The sequence below is a fragment of the Sulfurovum sp. NBC37-1 genome (assembly GCF_000010345.1).
Lineage (GTDB): Bacteria > Campylobacterota > Campylobacteria > Campylobacterales > Sulfurovaceae > Sulfurovum.
Genome location: NC_009663.1, coordinates 544,309 through 561,814, shown reverse-complemented (window position 1 = coordinate 561,814; position 17,506 = coordinate 544,309). Strand labels below are relative to the sequence as shown.

The window sequence follows — 17,506 nt, the reverse complement described above, 5'->3', positions numbered from 1 at the left end:
TAAAAAGAAAGTAATTTTATGATTATTGTAAAGATAAGAAGTCATTTATAACTCAAAGTGGCAGCGACCTACATTCCCACAGACGTAGCCTGCAGTATTATCGGCGATGGGAGGCTTGACTTCCAGGTTCGGAATGGAGCTGGGTATGACCCTCCCTCTAGCCCCACCACTAAGAGAGAGATGAACACCGTAGTGTGCATGTCTCTCTTTGCTTTTGGAAAGCTTGAGAAACTTAGTATTGTTAAGAGCCTAAATAATGTTTACAATTACAATCTGCAAGTACCTTTTTCTGAACGCTCAGCGCTAAGCGCTAAACGCTCTGCCTTGCACTTAGCAAGGTAGTACCTATTGAAGAATAAAGTAAATACAAACGATCTATTAGTACTGGTCAGCTAAATGACTTTCATCACTTACACACCCAGCCTATCAACGCAGTAGTCTTCTGCGGATCTTCAGGGAAGATTCATCTTGGAGTTGGCTTCCCGCTTAGATGCTTTCAGCGGTTATCACATCCGAACATAGCTACCCAGCGATGCCCTTGGCAGGACAACTGGTACACCAGTGGTTCGTTCACCCCGGTCCTCTCGTACTAGGGGCAACTCTCCTCAATCTTCCAACGCCCACGGCAGATAGGGACCGAACTGTCTCACGACGTTCTGAACCCAGCTCGCGTACCGCTTTAAATGGCGAACAGCCATACCCTTGGGACCTGCTTCAGCCCCAGGATGCGATGAGCCGACATCGAGGTGCCAAACCTCCCCGTCGATGTGAGCTCTTGGGGGAGATCAGCCTGTTATCCCCGGCGTACCTTTTATCCTTTGAGCGATGGCCCTTCCACACAGAACCACCGGATCACTATGACCGACTTTCGTCTCTGCTCGACATGTACGTCTCGCAGTTAAGCTGGCTTGTACCATTATACTCTGCGATGGATTTCCAACCCATCTGAGCCAACCTTTGTAAGCCTCCGTTACTTTTTAGGAGGCGACCGCCCCAGTCAAACTACCCACCAGACATTGTCCTCCGCCGGGATAACCGGCGCAAGTTAGCAATCAGAATATATAAGGGTGGTATCTCAAGGATGGCTCCGCTGCAGCTAGCGCCACAGCATCAAAGCCTCCCACCTATCCTGCACAAATATATCCCAATTGCAGTGTCAAGCTATAGTAAAGGTGCACGGGGTCTTTCCGTCTTGCCGCGGGTAGGAGGAATTTTCACCTCCACTACAATTTCACTGGATCCCTGGTCGAGACAGCTCCCATCTCGTTACGCCATTCATGCAGGTCGGTATTTAACCGACAAGGAATTTCGCTACCTTAGGACCGTTATAGTTACGGCCGCCGTTTACTTGGGCTTCGATCAAGAGCTTCGTTCCGAAGAACTAACCCCATCAATTAACCTTCAAGCACCGGGCAGGCGTCACACCTTATACATCCTCTTGCGAGTTAGCAAAGTGCTGTGTTTTTGATAAACAGTCGGGAGGGACTCTTTGTTGCAACCTCTTTGGCTTTCGGACGCGAAGTCCTATACCAAAGGAGGCACACCTTATTCCGAAGTTACGGTGCTAGTTTGCAGAGTTCCTTAACCAGGGTTCTTCCACGCGCCTTAGAATACTCATCTCACCCACCTGTGTCGGTTTACGGTACGGGCAACTATTAATACACTTAGAGGCTTTTCTTGGCACGACGGTATCAACGATTCTGGCTTTACTCCGAAGAGCGCAGCCAGCCTGTCAGGTCTCGAAAACAGCCGGCGGATTTTCCTATCCGGCTTATCTACACCCTTCGAGCCACTATTCCATCAGTGACCTCGTTTAACCCTATGCGTCCCCCCTTCGTACTAAACTAATAGTTGGTATCGGAATATTAACCGATTTGCCATCGCTTACCCCTTTCGGACTCAGCTTAGGACCCGACTAACCCTACATTGACGAGCATCGTGTAGGAACCCTTGGGTTTTCGGCGAACGGGATTCTCACCCGTTTTATCGCTACTCATGCCTGCATGCTCACTTCTAGCCGCTCCACCACTCCTTACCGGTATGGCTTCAATGCTGACTAGAACGCTCTCCTACCACTTGAACTATTGTTCAAATCTACAGCTTCGGTGTCTATTTTAGCCCCGTTATATTTTCGGCGCAGAATCGCTAGACCAGTGAGCTGTTACGCTTTCTTTAAAGGATGGCTGCTTCTAAGCCAACCTCCTGGTTGTCTAAGCAACTCCACATCCTTTTCCACTTAAATAGAACTTTGGGACCTTAGCTGGTAGTCTGGGCTGTTTCCCTTTCGACGGTGGATTTTATCACCCATCGCCTGACTGCCATGAATTCACATGAGGTATTCGGAGTTTGACTGGGTTTGGTACCTTGGTATAGGCCCTAGCCCAATCAGTGCTCTACCCCCTCATGTTTCGAACATGACGCTATACCTAAATATATTTCGGAGAGAACCAGCTATCACTAAGTTTGATTGGCCTTTCACCCCTATCCACAGGTCATCGGAGAAGTTTTAAACCTTCACCCGTTCGGTCCTCCACTAGCTCTTACACCAGCTTCAACCTGCCCATGGATAGATCACTTAGTTTCGGGTCTACAGCAACTAACTTGGCGCCCTATTCAGACTCGCTTTCGCTACGGCTTCTCGTTTGATTAACCTTGCTAGTCACCATAACTCGCAGGCTCATTATGCAAAAGGCAGTCCATCACCCTGTATAAAACATAGGGCTCTGAATGATTGTAGGCAGATGGTTTCAGGTTCTATTTCACTCCGCTTGCCGCGGTTCTTTTCACCTTTCCCTCACGGTACTGGTTCACTATCGATCCTGGAGTAGTATTTAGCCTTGGAAGGTGGTCCTCCCATTTTCAGTCAGGGTTACACGTGTCCCGACCTACTCGAATAGTCCATGGTTAGTTTTCGTTTACGGGACTTTCACCCTCTACGGTCAAGCATTCCAGCTTATTCTACTAACACCCCACAGAGTTTAGGGCTAATCCCATTTCGCTCGCCGCTACTTTGGGAATCTCGGTTGATTTCTTTTCCTGCAGGTACTGAGATGTTTCACTTCCCTGCGTTCGCTCTCTCGAAAGAGTAACATGACTCGCGCCATGCTGGGTTGCCCCATTCGGAAACCCGGGGATCAAAGCTTCTTGGCAGCTCCCCCCGGCTTATCGCAGCCTAGTACGTCCTTCATCGCCTCTCCTGGTCTAGGCATCCACCATCTGCCCTTAGATTAATTTGACTTAATTCTAAGGTACTACCTTATTAAATGCAAAATGAACTGTTTGTGTCTTACCACTTTGGTTCGTTTTTTGTATGTTTAATAAGTTGAAGATTTCTTACGTCTTCTAATTTATTGAGTTTCTTGCACATGAAAGATATTAAGTCTGAAGAACAAGTTCTTCTTGTTAATATTTTCTGTTAAATTGTAATTGTTTTGTAAAATTTGATTCAAACGTTTATAAATAAACATTCTCTTCGCGTTTTGCAACATTACGTTAGACTCTTAACAATAATAAGTTAAATAACTTTTAGACAAATGTCTAATTCAAATTTTCCAAGGAAAACTTGCATTAAACATATGGTGGGCGTACCAGGACTTGAACCTGGGACCTCACCCTTATCAGGGGTGCACTCTAACCAGCTGAGCTATACGCCCATATGCATTGTTTAAAGAACCTATATGATCTTTATCAACCAAACATAAGCTACTGAATAAACAGTGCAAACAAACCATCGTCTTATCGATTGTGATAATACTCTGTGAGGAAATATCATCTATACTCTTGAAAGGAGGTGATCCAACCGCAGGTTCTCCTACGGTTACCTTGTTACGACTTCACCCCAGTCGCTGATCCCACCGTGGAGGGTAGCCAGTTTAGCTTCCCCGCTTCGGGTGAAATCAACTCCCATGGTGTGACGGGCGGTGAGTACAAGACCCGGGAACGTATTCACCGTAGCATAGCTGATCTACGATTACTAGTGATTCCAGCTTCATGTAGTCGAGTTGCAGACTACAATCCGAACTGAGAACAGGTTTATAGATTTGCTCCACCTCGCGGTATCGCGTCTCATTGTCCTGCCCATTGTAGCACGTGTGTTGCCCTGGCCGTAAGGGCCATGATGACTTGACGTCGTCCTCACCTTCCTCCTCCTTGCGAAGGCAGTCTCACTAGAGTCCTCGGCCGAACCGTTAGTAACTAGTGACGAGGGTTGCGCTCGTTGCGGGACTTAACCCAACATCTCACGACACGAGCTGACGACAGCCGTGCAGCACCTGTTTTCGAGCTCCCGAAGGCACTCCAGCATCTCTGCCGGATTCTCTCAATGTCAAGGCCAGGTAAGGTTCTTCGCGTATCTTCGAATTAAACCACATGCTCCACCACTTGTGCGGGTCCCCGTCTATTCCTTTGAGTTTTAATCTTGCGACCGTACTCCCCAGGCGGAATGTTTAATGCGTTAGCTGCATCACCGAAGACACTAGGCCTCCGACGACTAACATTCATCGTTTAGGGCGTGGACTACCAGGGTATCTAATCCTGTTTGCTCCCCACGCTTTCGCGCCTCAGCGTCAGTACTGTTCCAGAAGATCGCCTTCGCTTTTGGTATTCCTAGTTATCTCTACGGATTTTACCCCTACACAACTAATTCCATCTTCCCCTCCCAGACTCTAGCCTAATAGTTTTGGATGCAGTTCTATGGTTGAGCCATAGGCTTTCACATCCAACTTAAAAGGCCGCCTGCGCGCGCTTTACGCCCAGTGATTCCGAGTAACGCTTGCACCCTCCGTATTACCGCGGCTGCTGGCACGGAGTTAGCCGGTGCTTATTCATATGGTACCGTCATTATCTTCCCATATAAAAGGAGTTTACACACCGAAATGCGTCATCCTCCACGCGGCGTTGCTGCATCAGAGTTTCCTCCATTGTGCAATATTCCCCACTGCTGCCTCCCGTAGGAGTCTGGACCGTGTCTCAGTTCCAGTGTGGCTGATCATCCTCTCAGACCAGCTAGGCGTCATTGGCTTGGTAGGCTCTTACCCCACCAACTACCTGATACCATATAGTCTCATCCCTTGGCGAAAAAACATTTCCCAACTTTAATTAATAAAGAAGGAGTATGAGGTATTAATCACCGTTTCCAGTGGCTATCCCTCTCCAAGGGGCAAATTAACTATACATTACTCACCCGTCCGCCACTTAGCTGACACTCTAGCAAGCTAGAGCCGTTCTCGTTCGACTTGCATGTGTTAAGCACGCCGCCAGCGTTCACTCTGAGCCAGGATCAAACTCTCCATTATAAAATAGAATGGTTTGAACCATTGTCAGAATCACTTAAGTTATTTCTACTTAAGTTAATTCATATCACTTTTTTGTTAAAAAGTGCAAAAATTAAATCTCAAATAGACGTTGATTTGTTTACTTATATTTGGTTGTCAAAGATCACTCAATAACACTCTTTCTAGCAACTCGCTAGCCGTCCATGTGTTGTTGGACGCGTATTATAGCACCGAAGTTCTTATTTGTCAAGGGTTTTTTTGGTTTTAGAGAAAAAAAATTTGTTTTTTTTTCTTTACTTACATTATATGCGCATAATTCTCTCTTTTTTAGCCTGTTTTTTTCTCTTTTTTTAGTACACTGTCACTATGAAAAAAATATCACTCTTACTCATCACAATCTCTTTTTTGACCGCTGCGCCAAAAACATCCGTTATTTTTATGATCGGGGACGGTATGGGACCGGCCTATACCTCAGCATATCGCTACTACAAAGATGATCCGAAGACGCCAAAAGTCGAGCCTACGGTCTTTGACGAGATGCTGGTCGGTATGAATACCACCTATTCCGAAAATTCGCTTATCACCGATTCGGCAGCAGCAGCTACAGCACTGGCAACAGGCTACAAAACTAAGAACGGTTTTATCGGAGCGACTGAAAAGCCACACTCACAGGTAAAAACACTTTTAGAGTATGCCAAAGAACAGGGATATATCACTGCAATGGCAGTGACCAGCACCCTGACCCATGCCACCCCTGCAGGATTCATTTCTAAAGAACACCACAGGGACAAGGAAGCGGATATCGCCAAGGATTTTTTTCCGGCAACAGCGAAAGAGAAGCTGAAATTTGATTTTCTCATGGGAGGTGGGGAGATCCATTTTAATGAAGCCTATGGTGACATCAACCAGACAGCAAAAAAACACAATGTAGCACTTTACCGTAACGGTTATGACTTTGATAGCATACATAACTATCCGTTTATTGCATTTACTGCCTATGATTATGCAAAATTTGCCATTGACGAAAAAGATGAGAACAGAGACCGTGTATCAAAAATGACGCAAAAAGCCCTTTCGCTTGTCGAGAACAAGCCATTCTTCATGATGATAGAAGGATCACAGATAGACTGGTGCGGACATATCAATGACATTGCCTGTGCAATGGCTGAGATGGATGATTTTGCAAAAGCAGTGGAAAAAGTCAAAAACTATGTAGACACCCACCCTGATACATTGCTCATCGTTACGGCAGATCATTCCACCGGCGGCCTGGCAATAGGAGACAAGATAGGGAAATCGGACAAGGTTTCAGACGAAATACGCAGCAGGTCATACATCTGGTATAAAGATGTGATAAAAAAGGTCAAAGCCTCTTCCATTACCATAGCCGAAGCGTTACGCACAACAAAAAATATCGACAAAAGCTTCGAAAACTATACCGGGATTGATCTGACAGATAAAGAATATGACCAACTTGCCTCTGCCATGAAAAAGAAGGACAAGAAACTCTGCAATGCTGTCAATGAGATCATCAATCAGCGATCCAATACAGGATGGACAACACATGGACATACCCTTGTAGATGTAGAGACTTTTGCCTATGGGAAAAGCAGTGAAAAGTTCAGAGGTTTGCTAGACAATACAGATATTGCAAAAAAATTATTTAAAGTGTTATCAGCAGGAAAATAACTTTATCTATCCAAGAAATTTTTTTGATTTGTTGTAGGTTTTGTGTAGAGTGAGAGCTTACTGTTTGGTAAGTGACCAAACGGAACAAGTTCCGTTTAGCCAAAGATGCAATAAAGCAGAAATATTTATGCGATAGGTTCAGCTTTCTGAACATCGTAAAGAATATCATCCATTGGGTGTCTGTACATTGGCATAGCCAATCTTTTCTCATCGAGTACGTGACCGATGAACCCGATGGATCTACCAACGATGAAGAAGGCATTGAGTGTACCTGACTCGATAAATTCATTGATTTCATCTTCAGAGTATCCAAGTGCTCTCCACATATCTACCATAAGAATACCGATAGTACCATCCACATTAAGAATGAGGTTCTCTTTCTTACTTGTAGTGAGCGCTTCAACTGTTCTTGCATAGTCAAGAAGCGGTGTTGCAGGGAAATTCTCTGCCGCAAAGTTCATAAGACCTGTAACACGGAGGTCAGGGTTCTTTAATGATTTGATTCTGTGTCCGATTCCTGGGATCGGTACACCCTCACCTTTCATATACTTTAGGAACTCTGCTGGTGTCAGATCGTTGTCATCCGCATATTTGAAGTATTTTGCCGCACCGTCAATGGCACCACCGAATCTTGGTCCAATGGTCAAAAGACCCGTGACCAATGCTTCTACCACTGATTTACCTGCTCTGGCAGTTACTTTTGCATTGTGCGCACCTGAAACGGCAGGACCGTGGTCGGCAACTGTTTTGATAACAGTTTCAATGAACTCTGTCGCCCACTTCGGATACTGCTTTTTGAACCAGAGCAGTGAAATGACATCACCGATACCTTTACCTGTATCCGGAGTCGCTACTGAAGAGATAGGGAAACCGGCATAGGTCGCTTCTTCGCCTCTGTCATCAGAGATCGTACAGATGAACTGCTTGGGTCTTCTGACCTTTGGAACGATTCTGAGCTCAGGCTCTTCGATCTCACCAATGATACCTTTTGATTTAAGATCATTATAGACTTCTGCGATCGTAGCAGGAAGGTCATTGAATGATTCAGGTACATGGATACCGGCTTCAGCCATTGCTTTGTTCTTCGCAGCAGCTGTTTCGGCATCTGCATTTGCAGAAGCACCTGCGTGACCGAACTGAACACCTGAAGAGAAGTGCTTTGCAATCGTACCGATACACCATGCGATAATTGGCTTTTTGATCCTGCCGTCTTTGACAGCTTCGATCACTTTGTACTCTTCCGTACCACCCACTTCACCAAGAAGGATCATGTATTTGACATCTGGATTGCTTTCCATTCTCAGCAGGTGATCGATAAATACGGAACCGACAAATCTGTCTCCTCCGATCGCTACACCTTCTGCAATACCGTCAGCATTGATGGCAATAATGTTTGAAAGCTCATTGAAAAGACCGCCTGATCTTGTTACAAGACCACAGGAACCTGCTCTGTGAAGTTTGGAGTTCACAATATTCTCAATCGTACCACCGATATTGGCAATCTTGAATGCGCCTGGAGCAATGGCACCAACTGTTGCAGGCCCGATAACCGTAATTCCGGCATCTCTTGCCGCCTGATTCATTTTTCTTGCCAATCTTTCAGGAATACCTTCCGCAGTGATCATGATGGATCTGAACTGATCTCCCATTTCGATCGCTTCCATAGTTACATCATAGGCTGTTCTGAATGATGCGAAGTTCAAAAGTACATCTGCCTGAGGCTGTTCTTTGACAGCATCTGCTGTTGACTTGTAAAGAGAAATCATGATCTCATCTGGACCATAGAAGAATTTCTCGAACTTGTTTCCGCTCGTAGGCGCGACAATACCGGCTACGGATGGCTTGTCTCTACCGATCGTATAGTCATAATCCAACATTCTCTGGATCGCTGTTTTGTTGTTGTTCCAAAAAATCGCTTGTGTGTCTTTAGTATATAATCTACTCATCTGCTTCTCCTACCCTTACTTCTCTAATGCCATTCTAACAATGTCAGTGACATGTGTTTCCGGCCCATAAACTTCAATATAAAGACCCAATCTGTCAGCAGCTTCTTTGATATCCTTCAGCCCTTTTTCATAGTTTGGTCCGCCACGTCTTACATAGATCTTTGTCTTATGCTCTTTGAGCTTGTCCGCATAGATCTCAAATGCCTGAATGATACCCGTAAATGTTTTGGCAACATCGGTAAAGTTCGCAATCGCACCACCGATGATAAGCACTTTTCCTCTGGGGTCATCGTATCTTGTCATCAGATCGAAGATCGTTTCTGCATAGAACTTTGTTTCACCTGTTGTCGGCCCGCCTGAGTATTCACCATAGTTCGCGAGGTCCTCAACACCGGCAAAGTCGGCGATTGTATCAGCATAAACTACTGACGCACCACCACCGGCGACCATTGTCCAGATGCGGCCCATCGGGTTAAGGATCGTCAGCTTGAGAGAAGCGCCTGATTTGCTATCCGCTTCTGCGATCGCTTTTTCTTCATCGGACATATCCTCCATACCGAATGCAGTCGGGAACTCGATGTCACCCCATGCATCTTTCATCATGAATCCTGCGGTATCGTCCAGTCTTGCAACCAGGTCAAGGATCGCCATTTCACCGCCGTCAAGCATAACGATCGGGTTGATCTCAAGGTAAGCGAAGTTCATATCTCTGTAGAATTTGAAGAACTGGATCGCAAAGGATGCAAATGCCGTTTTGTTCTCGTCAGGAATATCGGCAGGGATATGTGACTTGACCATTTTTTCCATATCTGCATCAGGCATATTGATAGGAATATGGACTTCATTGACTTTTTCATCCCATCCTTCTTCAACTTCCATACCACCTTCTGCCGACATGAATAGAACATCATCTTCACCGACAGTTGTAGCTGAAATATAATACTCCTGATCCTGAGTATGCGGTGTGAACGGTTCTACAATAAAGTGTGTCAAGTGTCCTTTTTCTCCGGAGAGGAGCGTTACATCATGAGACTGCTTCTCATCGATCCACTTTGCAGCATCTTCCAGAGTAACATCGCCTGGCTTTTCTACCCTAAAGAGAACAAGGTCATTTTTACCTCTTTTACCAAACAACATATCCGGCTTTGCAACCAACGGCTCCTGATTCAACCACTCAAAACCATGTTCTTTTGCTTTCTCTCTCAGTTCGTCTCCACTGCTAACTAATACTGATTTGAATCCATAATGGAAACCATCAAAATATTCGTTCCAATGTCTTGCAAAAATTGCTTTACCATCGTACTCTCTAATCGCTTTTTGAGCCATCGAGTTCTCCTTTAATTTAGTTCCTAATAGTTTAACATGGGATTGTTTTAACTTTTGTTTAGGTAATTCAAACTATAAGTAGAAAAAAAATATTGTGTATTTTAGAAACAGTTTATTGCTCATTCATACAAGATCGAATACCATAATATCTCAACTGATATCTTTCGCGCTCATTCTTTGTATCGTAGCAATGTATCCCTTTGGATTTTAACTCTTTTGCAAGGTAGTAAGGTTGATAGATACGTTTGGCAAAATGTTTCTGAGGGTTTGATGACATATCATAGGTTGTTTTATGAAAAATGATCACCAAGGCACTCAAGATCAGGGATCCCATAACAATATAGAAACCACGTCTATACCATACCTGAAACTGTGGGAGTCTGACACGTATACTCTGGTTGTACTGGTCAAGCATCAGCACAACTGCACCCAGAACATAGGGAGCGAAATCGGTCAGATAGATACGTTGTCGTATTGAAAGAAGCAGAGAGAAGGCAAACGCCGTGAATGAGATGTACCAGAGAAGATTTTTCTTTCCTCGGAGCAGCGTACGATACATGGTATAGAAAAAATACAAAAATACCAAAGGAGAAAGAACTGTTGCATAGAGCCCGAATATCTCAGCAAAGTGTCCTGAAGGTCTTCCGCCTATGGCAATTCCTTTTGCCAGATAGATGAAGGCCAAAAGGAAGGCCGATGCGGCGATGGCAAGCTTTTTGTCTTTGTGTGTGATTCCATATAGAAGTATGGCCACGAAAAAAAGAATGGAGGCTTCATGAACGAAAAAAAGCAGCAGCATGATGAGGGGAAGGTATATTATCTTTCCGGAATCATACAAAAGCACAAAAAGTAACACAAACGGCAAAACGACAATACCGACATTGGCCAGCGTGCTTGCTGTGATGATACCCGGAAGCAGCATGAAAATGAAGGTGGACAGATAGGCATCTTCACGTTTTTCGAAATGCCTTCGGCTGAGTTCATAGAAGAACCAGATGCTGAGAAAACCAAAAAGCATAAAGAAGATACGCAGGCCTATGAAACCAGGAACGATCTCACTGCTCCAGTGCATCAGGGTCGATGCGGCATTATGCGAGGCATAAAGGAGCTTTGCCTCATGTGGACTGAGCGGCGTAGTAATGGCCAGGTAAAAAACAGCTATCACATACAGCGGTAAAACCAGAAGGAAAAGCTGTTTTTTCATTGTGAACTTAACTTAGAGTTTAAGAAAGTTGTCCAGCATCTCATGCCCGTATTCACTCATGATGGATTCGGGATGGAACTGTACACCGTAAACCGGCCTGTCCTTTATCTGCAGGGACATGATCTCTTCATCATCTTTGCTGTGTGAAGTAGCGATGATATTTTCAGGCAGATTCTCTTTGTTGACCGTCAAGGAGTGATAGCGCGTTGCGCGGAATTCTTCGGGTAAGCCTTTGAAGATCGGCGTATCGGCATCGACCTCCACCTGCGATGTCTTCCCGTGCATCATATGTTTGGCACGGATCACCTCTCCACCGAAGGCCTGGGCGATGCTCTGGTGTCCCAGACAGATACCGAAGATCGGTGTAGTATCGGCAAAATTCCTGATGACATCAAGTGTCACTCCGGCATCATCAGGCGTGGACGGCCCGGGAGAGAGGATGATCTTTTCTGGATGCAGTGCCTTGATCTCATCAATGCTCATCTCATCGTTCCTGATCACCGTTAAGTCTGCTCCGAGTTCACGGCAATACTGTACGACATTATAGGTGAAGCTGTCATAGTTGTCTATCATTAATACCATGTTGTTTCCTAATCTTTATATCGGACTATTTTATCACGCTTTGACTATCAATATACTTTGAGTTCATTGTAGAGGCTGTCTCGCTCTACCGGTGTAAAACCCGAATTTTTGATCATCGCAACGAAGTCATCCAGGTTCATACCATGTGCAGATGCCGCTCCCGCAGCGGACTGGATGGACTCTTTTTCTATCGTCCCATCCAGGTCATCCGCACCGAATTCCTGTGCGATCAGTGCCAGGTTGATGGAGGCGGTCACCCAGTAGGCTTTGATGTGGGGAATATTGTCCAGCAGGATACGCGAGATGGCGTAGGTCTTGAGGATCTCCTGCCCGGAAGGGAACTCTTTGACTTTTAAGAAGTTGTTATCTCTCTGGTAGACAAGCGGGATGAAAGCGTTGAAGCCGCCCGTTCTGTCTTGCAGGTCACGCAAACGAATCATATGGTCAATACGGTGCGCCCGTGTTTCCACATGTCCAAAAAGCATCGTAGCGTTGCTCTCCCTGCCTCTCTCATGCCACTTTTCGTGGATCTCCAGCCACTGTTCTGAGGTAACCTTCCCTTTGCAAAGGTACTCACGCACACCTTCGTCAAAAATTTCCGCACCGCCGCCCGGCATAGAATCCACACCGTTCTCGATCATCAGGTCGAGTACCTCATCATAAGAAAGTCCGTACTCGCGCTTGAGGAAATCGATCTCAGCAGCGGTCATCGCTTTGATATGCACGTCGGGGAATGCCTCTCTGATCTTTCTGAAAGCACCCATGTACCATTCCACTCCGTCGTTGGGGTTGTGTGCGGAGACAATATGCATCTCTTTGGCACCGTTCTTGACAGAATTCTCTACGATCTGGAGTATTTCATCGTGGCTCATCGTATACTGATTGGGGTTCTTTCGACTGGCAGAGTAGGCACAGAACTTACAAATGTCGGCACAGACATTGGTGGGGTTGATATGGCGGTTAATATTGAAATAGCTTTTCTTCCCGTACTTTTCACGGCGTATCCCATCCGCAAGTTCTCCCAGGGTATAAAGATCGAGGTCATAGAGCGCTTCACCCTCTTCCTGAGACAACCTTTCTTGGTTACGTATCTTCTGTATTAAATTCTGCTCTTGTTGCACATCCATCTCTGTTCATCCATAATTATTTTTGGGTATTATAACACTTATAGATTAGGAGTTACTAAGTGGACAGAGTCAAGGCACAGATAGAAGAACTACTTTACACGAATGCCCCCCATTTCGAGATCGCCAAAGTACTCAAAGGGGAGATCAAACGCTATTTCGATACACTGGAAGAGACCTTTTCTACTTCGGGAGGCAAGGACTTTCTCGTCAAGCATACCCGAAAGATAGATACCGTTCTCAAACTGGTGTACCAGGTTGCACACCGGGATATGTTCGGCAACTATGCCCCTCTGAAGAACTCCGTTCCCCTGGCACTTGTGGCACTCGGATCTTACGGACGGGAGCAGCTCTGCGTCTACTCCGACATCGACCTGATGATCGTCTACAAGGATATCCCCGGGTACAATACAAAGGAGATGATAGAGAAAATACTCTATATTCTCTGGGATACAGGTTTGAAGCTCGGCCACCGCGTCCATACGGTCGAGGAACTCTATGAAGTCTCGAAGACTGACATCACCATCAAGACCGCGTTAATCGAATCGCGCTTTATAGAGGGTTCAAATTTCCTGTGGACCGAGACACAAAACGCACTATACAGAATACGGCATGACGATCCGGGCACATTCATACGTCTCAAACTTGAAGAACAGGCGAAAAAACATAAAAAATACCCTCTGACAATGGAACCGAACCTCAAGGAGGGTTCAGGCGGATTCAGGGATGCCAACCTCGTCTACTGGATCGGCAAAGTCCTCTACAATGTGGACAGCATCAAAGATCTGCCCGAAGCAATCGTGGAAGAAAAAGAGTACCGTCCTTTCCGCATCGCGCTGGAATTCCTCTTCCGGGTACGTTCGGCACTGCATCTCGCCTCACATAAAAAAGAGGACCGCCTTCGGCTTGACCTCCTCCCCTCCGTTGCCGGACTACTGGGATACGAAGAGAACCCAAAGGGGCATATCAGATTTGCTATGAAGGTGACGGACAGCCTAAAAAGCATCCGTCTCTACAGTACGATCTGGTTAGAAAAACTGACCAGGGACTATATGGAGATCCCTTCGGAGAAACGCTATATCTACCCCAAAGGGAAAGATTTCAATACCATGCTGAAACATCTCTGCAATGAAGCTAAAACGCCTTACAGGGCACACCCCACCCTGCTGCAGGAACTTCTCAACGCCAAACGTCCTGAACGGCCCGACAGGAAACTTTACGAAACGATCGCAATGATCTTCTACCAGCCGTATGCTTACTCCATTCTCAGTACGCTCTCTTACACCAAACTACTGCGCTATACCATACCGCCCATCAGGAAAGTGGTCGATATGCCGCAGTTCGACGGATATCACCGGTATGCCGTCGATATTCACTCCCTGCGTTGTATCTATCATCTGGAACATATTGGGGAACCGCTTATTCTGGAACTTTATGAAGCGTTGAGCAAAGAGGAAAAAGCCATAATGAAGCTGGTTGTTTTCCTTCACGATGCGGGCAAAGGAAGAAAAAGAGACCACCATCTCGTCGGTGCCTCTCTCTTCAGGATCTTTGCCCAGAAACTGCAGTTCGACCCTCATCTCATTGAAATAGGAGAGCAGCTGATCCAGTACCATACTCTGATGAGCAATATCGCACAGCGAGAAGATATCTACAACGAGAAGGTCATTTTCGGTTTTGCTTCCCATTTTCCTACCAAAAAGCTGCTTGACATGATCTATATTCTTACCTATGCCGACATGAATGGCGTAGGCGGAGAGATCTACAACTCTTTCAGTGCAAAGCTGATCCGTACGCTCTACAAACATTCCCTGGAAATCCTTGGGCAGACCGAACTGCTTGACGAAGCGGCAAAACGTGCCACAAAAGAAGCGGCACTGAAACGCCATCCGGCATTCAAGGCACTTAAAAAAAGCGAACAGAAGAAGATACTTCAAATGCCTTCAAACCTTCTCTTCCTGCGTTATCGGCCTGAACGCATCATAGACATTGCCAAAAAAGCATTTGAAACAGAAGATTTTACGTACCAGATTAGCAATGAAGCACACCTGACCATCGAGATTATCCGTACAGGTTCTTTCAATCTGAGCTATCTGCTCGGTAAACTTACCAATCTTGAAGTAGTCAATATGGATATCAGCAAGCTTTTCAATGAACTCAAATATTTCAAGATCGACTTTGCTACAAAGGTGGGAACAGATGAAGTATATCTTGTCGAAGAGATCATCGCTGATGCTTTCGATCCCACAAAGAAGAGTATCAAAAAGGTACCCCATATCGAAAGAGAGGATATTGATATTGACTGCGAGCACTCAAAGACCTATGCACTTATGCATCTCAAGAGCAAAAACCAGAAAGGGCTACTGGCCTATGTCATTAACCTTTTCGACGACCTGGGCATCGATATTGTCACAGCAAAGGTGCATACCCTGAAAAACAGGGTACGGGATATGTTCCTTATCGAAAAGAATGGAAACTTTTGTCATAATGTTGAGATCATAATAGAAAAACTGACTACTAAAAAGAATGAGGAAAAATAGATGTGTGGAATCGTAGGGTATATCGGCCCCAAAGAAAAAAAAGAAATACTGCTGGACGGACTGCAGGAGCTTGAGTACAGAGGCTATGACTCCGCAGGGATCGCGGTCATAGAGGGTGAAAAGCTCAACAGTTTCAAAGCCATCGGAAAACTGGAAAACCTTAGAGAGAAAACCAAAGAATATAGCAGTGAAGGCTTTGGCATCTCCATCGGACATACACGCTGGGCAACCCACGGCAAACCGACAGAACTCAATGCCCACCCGCATCTGGGGGCCTACTCCTATGTCGTACACAACGGGATCATTGAAAATTACCAGGAATTGAAAGAGGAGCTTCAAAAAGAGGGGATCCATTTTCTGAGCCAGACCGATACGGAGACTATCGTCCACCTCTTTGAAATATACAATAACAAAATGAACGATCCATTTGCAGCTTTTGAAAAGACGATCGGACGGCTTGAAGGGGCTTATGCGACCCTGCTCATCACCGAGGCGGCACCCGATACCATCTTCTTTGCAAAGAACGGTTCTCCTATGCTTATCGGTTTTGACGGAGCAGAGGTCTACTTTGCTTCTTCCGATACGCCTATCATAGGAAAAGCGAATGAAGTCTATTACCTTGAAGACGGCGAATACGGCTATGTCAAAGAGGGAGAGGTCCACCTCTTCAATGCGGAAAGTGAAAAAACTTTTACCAAACAGCCTTTGACCGCAGACAAACTCTCCGCGCAGAAAGACGGGTACCGCTTCTTTATGGAGAAAGAGATCTATGAGCAAAGCACTGTCATGTCTGAAACTATTATGGGACGCGTGCTGGCTGATAAGATCATATTGGATGAGCTGGATGACGATTTCTTTGAAGGCATCAACGCTATCAAGATCTGTGCCTGCGGAACCTCTTATCACTCCGCACTGACCGCCGCCTATCTGTTTGAGCGCATTTCAAAGATCCGCTGCGATGTGGAGATCGCTTCAGAGTTCCGATACAAAGAACCGCTTTTAAGCAAAGATACCCTCTTTATCACTATTTCTCAGAGCGGTGAAACGGCCGATACGCTTGAAGCCTTGAAGATGGCCAAACGTGCGGGACTCAAAAGCCTGAGTATCTGTAACGTGGACAACTCTTCCATCGTACGGGAGAGTAATGCTGCCATCCTAACACGCGCAGGGATAGAAAAAGGCGTCGCAAGTACCAAAGCCTTCGCTACACAGACCATGGTACTCTGGATACTTGCACTCTACATGGGCCAGGAGAAGCAAACCATTACTGCAGATGTATTGAACAGCGAAATCGATGCGATCCTCCATACGCCAAAAGCCCTGGTCGTCACGGACAATCTGCACGCCAAACTGACCCGGCTTTCCAAACGTTATCTTCACGGGCACGGATTTTTCTTCATCGGAAGGGACATCTTCTTCCCGCTTGCCCTCGAAGGTGCGCTCAAGCTCAAAGAGATCTCCTACCTGCATGCTGAAGGCTACCCGGCGGGCGAGATGAAACATGGTCCTATCGCACTTGCAGACAGCGATCTCTTTACCGTAGCTCTTATGCCAAAGACCATGCACTATGATAAGATCAAATCGAATGTGGAAGAGCTCTCTGCAAGAGATGCCACCATCTGTGCTATCTCCCCAGAACCTTTTGAACTGGCAGATGATTTCATTCAGACCAAATGCGATTCTCATCCTATGCTGGAATTCTTTGAAATGATGGTAGTCACGCAACTGCTTGCACTGGAGATATCGGTACGTCTTGGAAATGATGTGGATATGCCGAGGAATTTGGCGAAATCTGTTACGGTAGAGTAAATTACTTTGGCCC

Annotated in this window: 8 protein-coding genes, 1 tRNA gene and 3 rRNA genes; 3 read left to right on the top strand and 9 right to left on the bottom strand. The window is 45.8% G+C overall.

Features of this window, described 5'->3' with window-relative positions:
• Window positions 1-55: 55 nt before the first annotated feature.
• The 4 genes from rrf to SUN_RS02805 all read right to left on the bottom strand — a co-directional run bounded on the left by rrf (window position 56) and on the right by SUN_RS02805 (window position 5,294).
• Window positions 56-171 (bottom strand): 5S ribosomal RNA (gene rrf, locus SUN_RS02820).
• Window positions 172-357: 186 nt separating this feature from the next.
• Window positions 358-3,238 (bottom strand): 23S ribosomal RNA (locus SUN_RS02815).
• A 338-nt stretch (window positions 3,239-3,576) separates the two neighbouring features.
• Window positions 3,577-3,653: transfer RNA gene (locus tag SUN_RS02810), tRNA-Ile, on the bottom strand.
• A 130-nt stretch (window positions 3,654-3,783) separates the two neighbouring features.
• Window positions 3,784-5,294, bottom strand: a 16S ribosomal RNA gene (locus SUN_RS02805).
• Together the 16S, 23S and 5S rRNA genes with 1 tRNA gene alongside form the textbook arrangement of a ribosomal RNA operon.
• A gap of 345 nt (window positions 5,295-5,639) precedes the next feature.
• Here SUN_RS02805 and SUN_RS02800 point away from each other — a divergent pair.
• Complete coding sequence (locus tag SUN_RS02800) at window positions 5,640-6,962, top strand: alkaline phosphatase (RefSeq protein ID WP_011980236.1); 1,323 nt, start codon at window positions 5,640-5,642, stop codon at window positions 6,960-6,962.
• 125 nt (window positions 6,963-7,087) lie between these two features.
• Here SUN_RS02800 and SUN_RS02795 read toward each other — a convergent pair whose 3' ends face one another.
• The 5 genes from SUN_RS02795 to mqnE form a co-directional block, all read right to left on the bottom strand.
• Entirely contained in the window at window positions 7,088-8,908 is a 1,821-nt protein-coding gene (locus SUN_RS02795; RefSeq protein ID WP_011980235.1) for a citrate/2-methylcitrate synthase, read from the bottom strand.
• Between the two features lie 15 nt (window positions 8,909-8,923).
• Window positions 8,924-10,234, bottom strand: a complete 1,311-nt coding sequence (locus SUN_RS02790) for an ATP citrate lyase citrate-binding domain-containing protein (RefSeq protein ID WP_011980234.1) — start codon at window positions 10,232-10,234, stop codon at window positions 8,924-8,926.
• Window positions 10,235-10,346: 112 nt separating this feature from the next.
• Entirely contained in the window at window positions 10,347-11,438 is a 1,092-nt protein-coding gene (locus tag SUN_RS02785; protein WP_011980233.1) for a hypothetical protein, read from the bottom strand.
• A gap of 12 nt (window positions 11,439-11,450) precedes the next feature.
• Entirely contained in the window at window positions 11,451-12,020 is a 570-nt protein-coding gene (locus tag SUN_RS02780) for an anthranilate synthase component II (protein ID WP_011980232.1), read from the bottom strand.
• Window positions 12,021-12,067: 47 nt separating this feature from the next.
• Window positions 12,068-13,147, bottom strand: a complete 1,080-nt coding sequence (mqnE, locus tag SUN_RS02775) for an aminofutalosine synthase MqnE (RefSeq protein WP_041672660.1) — start codon at window positions 13,145-13,147, stop codon at window positions 12,068-12,070.
• A gap of 59 nt (window positions 13,148-13,206) precedes the next feature.
• Between mqnE and SUN_RS02770 the strand changes: the two genes are divergently transcribed.
• Together SUN_RS02770 and glmS are read left to right on the top strand one after the other, a co-directional pair.
• A complete protein-coding gene (locus SUN_RS02770; RefSeq protein ID WP_011980230.1) occupies window positions 13,207-15,684 on the top strand; it encodes an HD domain-containing protein in 2,478 nt (825 codons plus the stop codon).
• Window positions 15,685-17,493 (top strand): glutamine--fructose-6-phosphate transaminase (isomerizing), encoded by a 1,809-nt coding sequence (gene glmS / locus SUN_RS02765; protein WP_011980229.1) that lies wholly within the window; start codon window positions 15,685-15,687, stop codon window positions 17,491-17,493.
• The last annotated feature ends 13 nt before the right edge of the window (window positions 17,494-17,506 follow it).